The following is a 12,666-nucleotide window of genomic DNA, read 5'->3' as shown; positions in this document are numbered from 1 at the left end:
ACACGCGCACACCCGTGGGGGCCGGCGATGCGGACTGCCCGACTACGTTCTTCTGTGCACCCCGCTCTGTGGGCGGGGCTCGCGGCGCTCACCGTCGGTGCGGTGCTCTGCGTCGTCGGCTGGTACGGCATGTCGGGCGAACGCTTCGCCGAGCGCCAGCTCCCCTATCTGGCCTCCTGCACGGTGCCGGGCGCGGCCCTGATCGTCGCGGGCGCGGTACTCCTCACGTACGGCAGGGCCACGCTCGCCGCGACACGCATGGACGACCTCCACGGCCAGCTGATGACGGCCGCTCCGGCGCCCGACAACCCGGATCCCGCACCCCCGCCCGCCGTCAGCGACCGGCTGCTGATGGTGCCCGGCGGCACGCTGTGGCACCGCGCCGACTGCCCGCTCGTCGAGGGCAAGCCCCAGGCGCTGCCGGTGGACGGGGGCGCGATCACGGAGGTGGGACTGGGTCCGTGCCCCATCTGCGAACCGCCCACCGGCAGTTGAGGAGTCGGGGTCCGTGTCGTCCCTCAGTTACGACCTGACGCTCGCCGGCCTCTCGGTGGGAGCGGCGGCGGCGCTCACCGGGATCGGCCTGATCGTCACCTACCGGGCGACGGGCGTCCTCAACTTCGCGCACGGCGCGATCGCGATGCTCTGCGCTTATCTGCTGCGGCAGTTGGTGGTGGTGTGGGACGTGCCGCTGTGGGCGGCCGCGGCGCTGGTGCTCCTGGTGGTGGCGCCGGGGTTCGGACTCGCCCTGGAACGCTGGGTGTTCAGGCCGTCGGCCCTGTCGGGCGGCGACCCCGCACACACCTTGGTCGCCTCGATCGGCGTCTTCGTCCTCCTCGTCGGGGCGGCGGCGCTGCTGTGGGGCACGGGCGCGCAGGAGGACGCGCCGGTGCTGATCCCCGGGGAGCCGTGGGGGCAGCTCGCGGTGGCCTGCGCGATCGGGGGCGCGGTGTGGGCGGTGACGCGCTGGACGCGGTTCGGCGGGGAGCTGCGGGCGGTCGTCGACAACCGCCCGCTGGCCGTGCTCGGCGGGATCGACGCGGACCGGGTCGCGGCGGCGGGCTGGGCGTTCGGCACGTTCACCGCGGGCCTGACGGGGGTGCTCCTGGCGCCCTACGTACGCCTCGATCCGTACGGTCTGCCGTTGCTGGTGATGGAGGTCGTGGCGGTGGCGGTCGTGGCGGGGATGCGGCGGCTCGGGGTGGCGGTGGGGGCGGCGCTGGCGATCGGGGTCGCGCAGAGCCAGTTGACGCGGCTGCATCCGAGCGGGTGGGCCGAGCCGCTCGTCCAGGCGGTGGGGGCGAACCTGTTCGTGGTGGCGCTGCTGATCGCGGCGCTCGCCCTGCCGGGGGTCGGCGGGAAGGGGGCGTTGCCGACGACGGTGACGCGCCGTGCGCGGGCCGCTCCGCGGGAGGCGTGGCTGGTGGCGGGGGTGTTGTTCCTGCTGCCGCTCGGGTTCGCGGGTTCGGACCTGCGAACGTCGGTCCAGGTCCCGGCGCTGGCGTTGATCCTGCTGTCGCTGGTGGTAGTGACGGGACGGGCGGGCCAACTGGCCCTGGGTCAAGGCGCGTTCGCGGGCCTGGGCGCCCTGTTCGCAACACTGCTCACGACGGGCCACTTCCCGGGCCTCCCCCAACTCCCGGGCCTACCGGCCCTCTTGCTGGCGGTGACGATGGTGGCACCCCTGGGACTGCTGACCGCCGCACCCGCGATCCGGCGACACGGCCTCGCGCTGGCGCTGGCGACGTTCGCGGTGGGGGTCGGGGTGAGCCGATTCGTGTTCACGCAACCGTACGCGGCGTCGGCCCTCACACCGGCACGACCCACGGGCTTCACGGACGACCGGACGTTCTACGTCCTCGAACTCGCACTACTGGGCGGGGCGTTGCTGGTCGTGGCGGGCCTACGACGGGGCCGGATCGGCCGGGCGCTCGCGGCGGTCCGGGACCACGAGGCGGGGGCGTCGGCGGCGGGGGTCGGCGTGCCGGGCCTGAAGGTCACGGTGTTCGTGGTGGGCGCCGCACTCGCGGCACTGGGCGGCGGCCTACTGACATTCGGCCTGCGCTCCTTCGACCCGTCAGCATACGACCCGGTACGAGGCCTGCTGTGGTTCGCGACAGTAGTGGTCCTGGGCACGGACAGCCCGTTAGCCGCCCTGGCCGGAGCTGCCCTCCTGGTGGGCTTGGACGCAAGCACACAGGGCGGAGTGGCGGCACTGACGATCGGGGTACTGGCGGTCCTGGTGGGACGAGGCCCGGGACGGGCGGCTCAAGCCTCTCCGACGCGAGAGCAGCAGGGCCCGGGGCAGGCGCTACAAGCCCCTGCGACGCTTGAGGAACGGGGCCCGGGGCGGGCACTTCAAGCCCCTCCGGCGCGAGAGCAGCAGGGCCCGGGGCCGACAATTCAAACCCCTCCGGCGCGAGAGCAGCGGGACCCGGGGCGGACATTTCAAGCCCCTCCGACGCGAGAGCAGCAGGGCCCGGAGCCGACAATTCAAACCCCTACGGCGCGAGAGCAGCGGGACCCGGGGCGGGCATTTCAAGCCCCTCCGGCGCGAGAGCAGCAGGGCCCGGGGCCGACAATTCAAACCTCTCCGGCGCTTGAGGAGCGGGGCCCAGGGCGGGCATTTCAAGCCCCTGCGGCGATTGAGCAGCGGGGTCCGGGGCGGAGCCCCGAGACCGGGGGACGGTCGACCGCAACGGGACGAGAGGCTCCACCAAATCCAGCCCCTCCGGCGCTTGAGGAGCGGGGCCCGGGGCAGAGCCCCGCGACCGGCGGACGGTCGACCGCAACAAGGACGCCGCCACCCCCACCCGCCCTCACCGCCGAACACCTCACCGTCACCTACGACTCCCGCCCCGCCCTCCAGGACACCCACATCCGGATCCCCACCGGCAAGGTAACCGCCATCGTCGGCCCCAACGGAGCCGGAAAAAGCACCCTCTTCCACTGCCTCGCCGGAACGGTGCGCCCCGACACGGGCCGGGTCCGACTCGGAACCCGGGACGTGACCCGACTACCGGCGCACACCCGGACGAGGCTCGGCATCGCACGCACCTTCCAACAGCTCGCCGTCTTCCCCTCGTTGACGGTGGCCGAGAACATTCGGGTCGGCGCCGAGCAGGGCCGCGTAAGGGACCCGGATGCCACGGAACGCATGACGCGACTGTTCGGACTGCGAGGCGACCAGGAGACGGACGGGCTGCCCACGGGAACGTTGCGCCAGGTCGAACTGGGCCGCGCGCTCGCCGGCGACCCGCACGTACTGCTGCTCGACGAGCCGACCGCCGGACTCGACCCCGCGGAAGTCGCCGCCCTCGCCCGACTGCTGAGGGCACTCGCCGCCGACGGCGTCGCCGTGCTCGTCGTCGAGCACGATCTGGACCTCGTCGCCGAACTCGCGCACACCGTGCACGTGATGGCGGCGGGCCGCATCGTGCGCTCGGGCGCGCCGGACTCCGTCCTCGACCGCACCCCGGAGCCCTCATGACGCCCGGCCCCGGCGGCATCGAACTGCGCGACGCCCGCGTCCGCTACGGCCCCCTGGAAGCACTCCACGGCGTCACCCTCGCCGCCCCCGCCCGCGCGCTCACCGTGCTCCTCGGGCCGAACGGATCCGGGCGCACCACCGCCCTGCGCGCCCTCGCCGGCACCGTACGGCTCACCGCCGGGACCGTGGTGTGGGACGGCGTCGACGTCACCCGGCACACCGCCCGCACCCGCGCCGCCGCGGGCCTGCGCTTCGTACCCGACCGGCAGGCCGTCTTCGCCGGTCTCACGGTCACCGAGAACCTCCGACTGGCCGCGCCCGAACGGGACTTCGGCGCCGCCCTCGACGCCTACCCCGCGCTGCGCCCGCTGCTCCCCCGCCGCGCGGGCACGCTCTCCGGCGGTGAGCAGCGGATGCTCGCCGTCTCCCGCGCCCTGCTCGCCCCCGCCCGCGTCGTCCTGATCGACGAGCCCACCCAGGGCATGGCGCCGCCGGTCGCCACCCGCACGTACGCCCTCCTGCGCGCTCTCGACGCCTGCGTGGTCCTCGCCGAGCAGCGCCTGCCGCCCGGCCTGCGCGGAGCGCCGGGCGGCGCGACGGTGTTCGTGCACGAACTCGGGCGCGGCACGGTCGTGTTCCGCGGCGAGGCCACCGAGCATCCACTGGGCCCACCGGGCCCGGTCAGGCCGACGACTTCTCCGGGTCGGGAATGACAAGCGTCGCCCCCTCCTCGAGCCGGTCCGGGTGCGAACCGATCACGTCGCGGTTCGCCTTGTAGAGCGCCTGCGCGCCGCCCTGCACCTCGAAGCGCCGCGCGATGGACGCCAGCGTGTCGCCGTGCTGCACCACGTGGACGCGGCCCTCAAGGCCGTACCGCTTCGAGCAGACCGGCCACGCCTCCCAGCCCTGGGTGCGCAGCACCTCCTCGGCGACCTTGATCTGCTCGGCACGGGTCGCGAGGTCGGCGCGCGGCGCGTACTGCAGGCCGCCGTGCTCCTCCCAGGTGGACTGCTGGAACTGGAGCCCTCCGTAGAAGGAGTTGCCGGTGTTCTCGTCCCAGTTGCCGCCGCTCTCGCACTCCGCGAGGCAGGACCACGGCCATTCGGTCTTGGCGCAGTCGTGCGGCTCTGCGGCGTCCGCCCTGGCGGCGAGGCCCGGCAACGCTGCCAGCGCGAGCAGCACGCCCAGCAGGGCCGCCGCCCACCGCCGCGGGCCGTGCGCCTTCGGAAACGTAGCGGTCAGATCCATGGCGCGGACGTTAGGCAGCCGGTGCGCGGCCGCCGGTCGTGCCGCGCCGCGCCCGCCGCGTGGCCCCACCCGGTCGGCGGACCGGGCGGGGCCACGCGGCGCATGTGCGGTCAGGCGAGGCGCAGCCGCTGCCCCGGCAGGATCAGGTCCGGGTCACCGCCGATCACCGCCCGGTTCGCGGCGTACAGGTGCTGCCAGGTGGTGCCGTGGGCCGCGGCGATGCGGCCGAGGGTGTCGCCACTGCTGACGACGTAGCCACCACGGCGGGCGGCGCCGCGATCGGTGTGGCCTGAACCGCGCTGGTTCCGCGCGGACGGGGGCGCCGCCTTCGGCGCCGATTTCGGAGCGGCCTTCGGAGCCGCCTTGGGCGCCGCCTTGGGGACGACCCTGGGCGCCGACTGCGCGCCCGGCGCGCTGCCGTACGCCCCGGCCCGTGCCGCACATGTGGGCCATGCGCCCCATCCCTGCGCACGCTGCACCCTGGTGGCGACAGCGATCTGCTGCCCCCTGCTGGCCCGGTCGGCCGTCGCGGCATAGGCCCCACCGCCGTACGCGCGCCAGGTGCCTGCCGAGAACTGGAGCCCTCCGTAGTAGCCGTTCCCGGTGTTGATCTGCCAGTTGCCACCGCTCTCGCAGCGGGCGATGCGGTCCCAGACGCCGCCGTCCGCCGCCTGGGCGGGGCCGGCGAGGGCGAGGAGACCGAGCGGGGCGGCGAGGGCCACCCCGGTGAAGACCGCTGTCGTGCGAGCCATACGGTTCGGCGCGGACATGAGAATCCCTCTCGTGGACTGCTCGTTGCGGACGGCGCTGGAATCTAGGCAGCCCACGACGGCCGCGGCAACCAACGGCTCGTCCCGCCAGGCCAGTTCGCCGTTACCCGAGGTATCGACGATTTCAAGCCAACCGATACATACGACGATTTCAGTATTTGTCGACCTGTCGCCCCGACGATCTGTGACTCAGCTCACCGGCCCAACTTCCTTGGAAAACCTACAAGTTGGCGTGGAGTGACGGATTCCGGGCGGTCGTTCACGGTGTGCGCCGGATGAGGTGATTCCGATCCGATCCATGCGTGACCGAGGACACAGATCATCCGTTGTCCTTCATAAGCACTCGCCTGACCGTGACCGATCACCCCGATCGGCCCAACAGATCCCTGAGGAGTCCCCGTGCCTCGCTTGCTCGACGTCAGCAACGACGTACGCGCCGAGATCGGCGACGAAGAAGCCGACCGGCTGATGGCCGGCGACAACGCCCCCGGAAGCTACGACTGCACCTCCTGCCGCACGCCGGGCGACTCGCAGCACCAGCCGACCAGCACCGTCCTGTTCGTCGGCGACGAGACCGCCGTGCTCGCCTTCGCCCATGCCACCTGCCTGCCCTCGCAGGTCGTCCAGGTCGCGGAGGACCAGCTCCAGGGCGCCGTGCAGTCCATCGGCGGCGGGCAGGACGCCGCGGCCGCGCAGCCGGACGCCACCCCGGCCGCGCCCTCGCAGGCCGTGCTCGGCGTGACCAGCGGCCTCGTGCTGATCGGCGACACGACGCACCCCGCCCTCGTCGTCGAGCCGACGGGCCCCATCGCCCGCCCCGGCACGACCACGGACGGGGACGACTTCCTGCCGCTCCTGATCGAGCAGGGCTTCATGTCGGCCGCCACGCTCTCCGAGGTCCCCTCGGTCCTCGGCGGCTGGTCCGTGCTGCTCGCCATGGGCCAGCTGCACGCGATCCTGCAGCCCGGCACAGGCAACTCGCCGGCCCAGGTCGCCTGGTGGCAGGCGCACCAGCCGCTCCTGGTGACGGAGGGCTGGCGGACCGCGGCGAACAAGACGCAGACGGTGCTCGTCTTCGCCGCCTCCGCCGGCTCGATCGGCCACCAGCCGCGCGAGGACCTGCTCCGTCAGGCCCTCGACAAGGCCGCGGCGAGCGGACGTCTGGTGGCCGCCGCCATGCCGCTCGCCGGCACCTGAGCCACCCCGGCCGCACCCCACGGGCCCCCACGAATGCGCCGGTCACACCGCTGACAGCCCGCAACAGCGCAGGCCAAGGGCGCATCCGTCGGGGGCCCGGTTCGTTGGCACATACGTGCACCCATACGACCCCACCTCATCCGCCGCGTCCGCTTCCACCCCAACGCCTCGACGGCACCAGCCGTATCAGAACCCCATCCCCTCGATGCGTCCCGCGGAGGACCAGCCGGGCGGCCGCTCCGGAGGGCGCCACGCGGGGGCCGCCCCCTCGGTGACCCCCATCTACGACGCCCTGTACGCGGAGTGGCGCCGCTCCTTCCGGACGCTGCCCGGCGACCGCAGCGGCGAGGAGGACCTGGGGTTCAGCGGCTTCGACCCACTGCACGGCCCGCGCCCGCACCATCCGCCGCGCTGGCAGCCGTACCCGCAGCAGCACACCACGGGACGCCACTTCCCCGCGGCCCTGCCGCCGGGGCCGCGCCGGGAGCACTGACCTCCCGCGCCCCGCACAGCAGAACGCCGCCGAGTGGATGTCTCCACCGGCGGCGTTCGTGCGAGCTGCTTCTTGCTACTTCTTCCTGCTACTTCTTCTTGCCGCGCTTCTCGCGCACGCGTACGGAGATGTGGATCGGCGTGCCCTCGAAGCCGAACTCCTCGCGCAGCCGGCGCTCGATGAAGCGGCGGTAGCCGTGCTCGATGAAGCCGGAGGCGAAGAGCACGAACCGGGGCGGCTTGGAGGCGGCCTGCGTGCCGAACAGGATGCGGGGCTGCTTGCCGCCGCGCACCGGGTGCGGGTGGGAGGCGACGAGCTCACCGAGGAAGGCGTTGAGCCGGCCAGTCGGGATGCGCGTCTCCCAGCCCTCCAGGGCCGTCTCGATCGCGGGGACCAGCTTCTCCATGTGTCGGCCCGTACGCGCCGACACGTTCACCCGGGGCGCCCAGGCGACCTGGCCGAGCTCGGTCTCGATCTCGCGCTCCAGGTAGTAGCGGCGCTCCTCGTCGAGGGTGTCCCACTTGTTGAACGCGAGGACGATCGCGCGGCCGGCCTCGACCGCCATCGTCACGATCCGCTGGTCCTGGATGGAGATCGACTCGGAGGCGTCGATCAGGATGACCGAGACCTCCGCCTTCTCCACGGCGGCGGCGGTGCGCAGCGAGGCGTAGTAGTCGGCGCCCTGCTGCAGGTGGACGCGCTTGCGGATGCCCGCAGTGTCGACGAACTTCCAGGTGACGCCGCCGAGTTCGATCAGCTCGTCGACCGGGTCGCGGGTGGTGCCCGCCAGCTCGTTGACGACGACGCGGTCCTCGTCGGCCACCTTGTTCAGGAGCGAGGACTTGCCGACGTTCGGGCGGCCGATCAGCGCGATGCGGCGCGGACCGCCGAGGCCCGAGCCACCGAAGCTCTGCTGCGGGGCCTCCGGCAGCGCCTCCAGGACGGCGTCGAGCATGTCGCCGGTGCCGCGGCCGTGCAGCGAGGAGACCGGGTGCGGCTCGCCGATGCCGAGGGACCACAGGTACGCGGCGTCCGCCTCGCCGCTCGGGCCGTCGACCTTGTTGGCGCAGAGCACCACGGGCTTGTTCGCCTTGCGCAGCAGGCGCACGACGGCCTCGTCGGTGTCGGTGACGCCGACCTTGGCGTCGACGACGAAGACGACGGCGTCGGCGGCCTCGATCGCGTACTCGGCCTGCGCGGCCACGGACGCGTCGATGCCGAGCACGTCCTGCTCCCAGCCGCCGGTGTCGACGACCTTGAAGCGGCGGCCGGCCCACTCGGCCTCGTAGGTGACGCGGTCGCGGGTGACGCCCGGCTTGTCCTCGACGACGGCCTCGCGGCGCCCGATGATGCGGTTCACCAGGGTCGACTTGCCGACGTTCGGGCGGCCGACGACGGCGAGCACGGGCAGCGGGCCGTGGCCCGCGGCGTCGAGCGCGCCCTCGACGTCCTCGACGTCGAAGCCCTCCTCCGCGGCGAGCTCCATGAACTCCGCGTACTCAGCGTCGCCGAGCTCCCCGTGCTCGTGTTCCGGGGATCCCTCGGGCTGGATCTGGTCGTTCATGAAGTCCGTACCTCGTCGTTCATTCGTGGTGATCGGTGCGCGTACCCACAAGGGACACGGGCACTACTGAAAGTCTCGCTCAGCGCCCGGTCAGGCGCCTGGCATGGTCCAGGTGGCCGCTCAGCCGCTCCTGGATGCGCACGGTGGCCTCGTCGAGCGCCTTGCGGGTACGCCGCCCGCTCCCGTCGCCCGCCTCGAAGGCGTCGCCGAAGACGACGTCGACCCGGCTCCTGAGCGGGGGCAGCCTCTTTATCAACCGCCCGGACCGCTCCGTGCTTCCCAGCACGGCGACCGGCACGATCGGCGCCCCGCTGCGCACCGCGAAGTACGCGAGTCCGGCCCGCAGCGACGCGAAGTCGCCGTCGCCGCGCGTGCCCTCCGGGAAGATGCCGAGGACGCCGCCCTCCTTCAACACGTCGAGGGCGCGCGTGATGGCCGTACGGTCGGCGCTCGTGCGGTCGACCTTCACCTGGCCGATGCCGTCGAGGAAGGGGCCGAGCGGTCCGACGAACGCCTCCTGCTTGATGAGGAAGTGCGTCGGGCGCGGGGCGACGCCCATGACCATGGGGCCGTCGATGTTGTGGGAGTGGTTCACGGCGAGGATCACCGGGCCGGTCGCCGGGACCCGCCAGGATCCCAGGACCCGCGGCTTCCACAGCCCGTACATGAGGCCGACGCCGATGCGCCGACCTACTTCGGCGCCTCGCTCGGAGGGCGCTGGGGTCACTTGGCGGCCCGCTTCTCCTCGACCAGGGTGACGACGCACTCGATGACCTGCTGCAGCGTGAGGTCGCTGGTGTCGACCTCGACGGCGTCGCCGGCCTTGGCCAGCGGCGACGTCTTGCGGCTGGAGTCGGCCTTGTCGCGGGCGACGAGGGCCTCCTGCGTGGCCTTCACGTCGGAGCCCTTGAGCTCGCCGGAGCGGCGGGCGGCGCGGGCCTCGGGCGAGGCGGTGAGGAAGATCTTGAGGTCGGCGTCCGGCAGCACCGTCGTACCGATGTCACGGCCCTCGACGACGATGCCCTTCTCGGCGCCGAGCGCGATGGAGCGCTGCAGCTCGGTGATCCGGGCGCGCACCTCGGGGACGGCGCTGACGGCGCTGACCTTGGAGGTGACCTCGGCGGTGCGGATCGGGCCCGCGACGTCCGTGCCGTCCACCGTGATGGTGGGGGCGCCCGGGTCGGTGCCGGAGACGATGTCGGCCTTGCCGGCGACGGCGGCGATCGCGGAGGGGTCGTCCAGGTCGATGCCGTTGTTCACCATCCACCAGGTGATCGCCCGGTACTGGGCGCCGGTGTCCAGGTAGCTGAGGCCGAGCTGGGCGGCGACGGCCTTGGAGGTGCTCGACTTGCCCGTGCCGGAGGGTCCGTCGATGGCGACGATCACTGCTGCGGCGGCGGTCGCGGCGGTTTCCATAGGTGACGGACACCTTTCTCACTGCACGGGGGCATGGGTACGAAGCGCGGAAGCGCCCCGTACAAGGTTACTGGCTCCGGAGGCCCCCCTCTTACGTGCCTCCACCGGCGCCCCCACCCGCCTCACTACTGGCGCATCGCCCAGCCGCGCTCACGCAGCGCGGCGGTCAGCTTGGGCGCCTGCGCGGGCTGCACCATGAGCTGGACGAAACCGGCCTGCTGCCCGGTCGCGTGCTCGATCCGCACGTCCTCGATGTTGACGCCCGCGGCGCCCGCGTCGGCGAAGATCCGGGCCAGCTCGCCCGGCTGGTCGGAGATGAGGACGGCCACGATCTCGTACGCCGCCGGGGCCGCGCCGTGCTTGCCGGGGACCCGGGACTGGCCCGCGTTGCCGCGCCGCAGCATCGTCTCGACGCCGTCGGCGCCCTCGCGGCGCTTGGCGTCGTCGGAGGACTGGAGGGAGCGCAGGGCCTGGACCGTCTCCTCCAGGTCGCCCGCGACGGCGGAGAGCAGGTCGGCGACGGGGCCCGGGTTCGCGGAGAGGATGTCGATCCACATCCGCGGGTCGGAGGCGGCGATCCGGGTCACGTCGCGGATGCCCTGCCCGCACAGCCGTACGGCGGCCTCCTCGGCGTTCTCCAGGCGGGCCGCGACCATGCTGGAGACCAGGTGCGGCATGTGCGAGACGAGCGCGACGGCCCGGTCGTGGGCGTCGGAGTCCATCACGACCGGGACGGCCCGGCACAGGGCGACCAGTTCCAGGGCCAGGTTCAGGACCTCGGTGTCCGTGTCGCGGGTCGGCGTCAGGACCCACGGCCGCCCCTCGAAGAGGTCGGCGTCGGCGGCGAGCGGGCCGCTGCGCTCGCGGCCCGACATCGGGTGCGTACCGATGTACGGGGCGAGGTCGACGCCCCGCTCCTCGAGCTCGCGGCGCGGGCCGCCCTTGACGCTGGCGACGTCGATGTAGGCACGGGCCAGGCCCCGGCCCATCGCGTCGGCGAGCGAGGCCGCGACGTGCGCGGGCGGCACCGCGACGATGCACAGGTCGACGGGCCCCTCGGGCGCCTCGTCGGTCCCGGCGCCGAGCGCGGCGGCGGTGCGGGCCTGCCCCGGGTCGTGGTCGGCGAGGTGCACGGTGACGCCGCGCGAGGCCAGGGCCAGGGCGGCGGAGGTGCCGATCAGGCCGGTGCCGATGACGAGGGCGGTTCTCACTGGGCGATGTCCTTGCGGAGGGTGGCCGCGGCGCCGAGGTAGACGTGCGCGACCTCGGCCTTGGTCCGCTCGGTCTCGATGTGCGCGAGGATCCGGACGACGCGCGGCAGGGCGCCCGCGATGTCGAGTTCCTGCGCGCAGATCAGGGGCACGTCGACGATGCCGAGCTTGCGGGCGGCGGCCGCCGGGAAGTCGGAGTGCAGATCGGGCGTGGCCGTGAACCAGATGGAGATCAGGTCGTCGGCGGTCAGCTCGTTCCGCTCGAGGACGGCGGTGAGCAGCTCGCTCACCTGCTCGTCCATGTGCCCGGCCTCGTCCCGTTCGAGTTGGACGGCGCCCCGGACCGCTCGTACCGCCACGTCACTGCCCCTTTTCCACGTACGCGTCATTGGATGGAAGGCCAGCGTAATCAAGGTCGCCCGCACGGGTGAGCGGCGCCCGTCTGCCGAGACGCCTCCCGGGGATCTTCGGGGGCACCCGGATCATCTCAATGTCACCCGAACCGCCCCCTGTCGCCACCCGGCCGAAGCTGCTTGCATGGAGCGGTACCGCTGCCGCCTCGGGGGAGGCTCGGCCATGAAGCGCTCCGGGCCGCTGTTCACGCTGCTCGCCGGACTGGCCCTCGGCCTGTTCGTGCTGTCGCTCAACGCGACGACCGGCGAGGGCACTTCGTCGTACAGAGAGGCTCCCGCGGCGACGGCGTCTCCCGCGCCCTCGACCTCCGCCCCGGCCTCGTCGTCCACGTCACCGCCCACGTCGCCCTCGAAGGCGAGCCCGACGCGGACGGCCCGCGCGGGCAAGACGAGCTATGCGGGCCGCACCGACGACGACACGTCCGCGATCTCCATCTCCGTACGCGGCGACAAGGCGATCGCCTACTTCTGCGACGGCCGCTCCAAGGAGTCGTGGCTGAAGGGGAACGTCGAGGACAACGGCGAGATGAAGCTGTCCGGCAAGCACGGCGCGAAGCTGGACGGCAGGCTCACCGGCGACCGGGTGCGCGGCACCACGACCATCGAGAAGCACCCCTACGGCTTCACGGCGAAGAAGGCCGTCAAGCCGTCCGGCCTGTACCGGGCGACCACCGAGGTACGCGGCGCGAAGATCGACGGTGGCTGGATCGTGCTGCCCGACGGCCGCCAGGTCGGCATCGTGCGCCGTGACGACAAGCCGTCCGCCGCACCCCGCATCGACCCGGATTCGGGGGCGGTCACGGTCGACGGCACCCGCCTGACGGCCCGCCCGGTCGTCCCCTGAGCAGCACGCAGAGGGTTCAG

At 72.9% G+C, this 12,666-nt stretch carries 13 protein-coding genes; 6 read left to right on the top strand and 7 right to left on the bottom strand.

Annotation, left to right across the window (positions count from 1 at the left end; genetic code table 11):
• Positions 1–27: 27 nt before the first annotated feature.
• The 3 genes from ACP4E5_RS34420 to ACP4E5_RS34410 are packed head-to-tail and all read left to right on the top strand — an operon-like array spanning position 28 to position 4,203.
• A complete protein-coding gene (locus ACP4E5_RS34420; RefSeq protein ID WP_425835622.1) occupies positions 28–495 on the top strand; it encodes a hypothetical protein in 468 nt (155 codons plus the stop codon).
• A 13-nt stretch (positions 496–508) separates the two neighbouring features.
• Positions 509–3,490, top strand: coding sequence for an ABC transporter permease subunit (locus tag ACP4E5_RS34415; protein WP_425835620.1), 2,982 nt, complete (start codon positions 509–511; stop codon positions 3,488–3,490).
• Positions 3,487–4,203, top strand: a complete 717-nt coding sequence (locus ACP4E5_RS34410) for an ATP-binding cassette domain-containing protein (RefSeq protein ID WP_425835618.1) — start codon at positions 3,487–3,489, stop codon at positions 4,201–4,203. The genes ACP4E5_RS34415 and ACP4E5_RS34410 overlap by 4 nt, the downstream gene beginning before the upstream one ends.
• On the opposite strand, the gene ACP4E5_RS34405 is transcribed toward ACP4E5_RS34410, so the two are convergent.
• Positions 4,172–4,738, bottom strand: coding sequence for a transglycosylase family protein (locus ACP4E5_RS34405; protein WP_425835616.1), 567 nt, complete (start codon positions 4,736–4,738; stop codon positions 4,172–4,174). The two genes, ACP4E5_RS34410 and ACP4E5_RS34405, sit on opposite strands and share 32 nt — an antisense overlap.
• Positions 4,739–4,848: 110 nt before the next feature.
• Positions 4,849–5,508: a LysM peptidoglycan-binding domain-containing protein gene (locus ACP4E5_RS34400; protein WP_425835614.1), complete on the bottom strand. Its 660-nt coding sequence runs from the start codon at positions 5,506–5,508 to the stop codon at positions 4,849–4,851.
• Positions 5,509–5,907: 399 nt separating this feature from the next.
• Here ACP4E5_RS34400 and ACP4E5_RS34395 point away from each other — a divergent pair, with 399 nt between their 5' ends.
• Both ACP4E5_RS34395 and ACP4E5_RS34390 read left to right on the top strand, forming a co-directional pair.
• Positions 5,908–6,705 carry a hypothetical protein gene (locus tag ACP4E5_RS34395; protein WP_425835612.1) on the top strand — a complete coding sequence of 266 codons (798 nt, stop codon included), beginning with the start codon at positions 5,908–5,910 and terminating at the stop codon, positions 6,703–6,705.
• A 205-nt stretch (positions 6,706–6,910) separates the two neighbouring features.
• Positions 6,911–7,198, top strand: coding sequence for a hypothetical protein (locus ACP4E5_RS34390; RefSeq protein ID WP_425835610.1), 288 nt, complete (start codon positions 6,911–6,913; stop codon positions 7,196–7,198).
• A gap of 88 nt (positions 7,199–7,286) precedes the next feature.
• Here the strand turns inward: ACP4E5_RS34390 and der are convergent, their stop codons facing one another.
• From der to aroH, 5 genes are all read right to left on the bottom strand, one after another.
• Positions 7,287–8,762 (bottom strand): ribosome biogenesis GTPase Der, encoded by a 1,476-nt coding sequence (der, locus tag ACP4E5_RS34385; protein WP_425835608.1) that lies wholly within the window; start codon positions 8,760–8,762, stop codon positions 7,287–7,289.
• A gap of 79 nt (positions 8,763–8,841) precedes the next feature.
• Complete coding sequence (locus tag ACP4E5_RS34380; protein WP_425835606.1) at positions 8,842–9,489, bottom strand: lysophospholipid acyltransferase family protein; 648 nt, start codon at positions 9,487–9,489, stop codon at positions 8,842–8,844.
• Positions 9,486–10,178, bottom strand: a complete 693-nt coding sequence (gene cmk, locus ACP4E5_RS34375) for a (d)CMP kinase (protein WP_425835604.1) — start codon at positions 10,176–10,178, stop codon at positions 9,486–9,488. The genes ACP4E5_RS34380 and cmk overlap by 4 nt, the downstream gene beginning before the upstream one ends.
• A 125-nt stretch (positions 10,179–10,303) precedes the next feature.
• Positions 10,304–11,389 (bottom strand): prephenate dehydrogenase, encoded by a 1,086-nt coding sequence (locus ACP4E5_RS34370; RefSeq protein ID WP_425835602.1) that lies wholly within the window; start codon positions 11,387–11,389, stop codon positions 10,304–10,306.
• Entirely contained in the window at positions 11,386–11,748 is a 363-nt protein-coding gene (gene aroH / locus ACP4E5_RS34365; RefSeq protein ID WP_266721209.1) for a chorismate mutase, read from the bottom strand. The genes ACP4E5_RS34370 and aroH overlap by 4 nt, the downstream gene beginning before the upstream one ends.
• A gap of 217 nt (positions 11,749–11,965) precedes the next feature.
• Here aroH and ACP4E5_RS34360 point away from each other — a divergent pair, with 217 nt between their 5' ends.
• On the top strand, positions 11,966–12,646 hold the full coding sequence (locus tag ACP4E5_RS34360) for a hypothetical protein (protein ID WP_425835600.1): 681 nt from the start codon (positions 11,966–11,968) through the stop codon (positions 12,644–12,646).
• Positions 12,647–12,666 lie beyond the last annotated feature (20 nt).

It is taken from the genome of Streptomyces fractus (assembly GCF_049844455.1).
Lineage (GTDB): Bacteria > Actinomycetota > Actinomycetes > Streptomycetales > Streptomycetaceae > Streptomyces > Streptomyces fractus.
The sequence above is the reverse complement of the archived record's forward strand: the minus strand, read 5'-3'. Positions and strand labels throughout refer to the sequence as shown.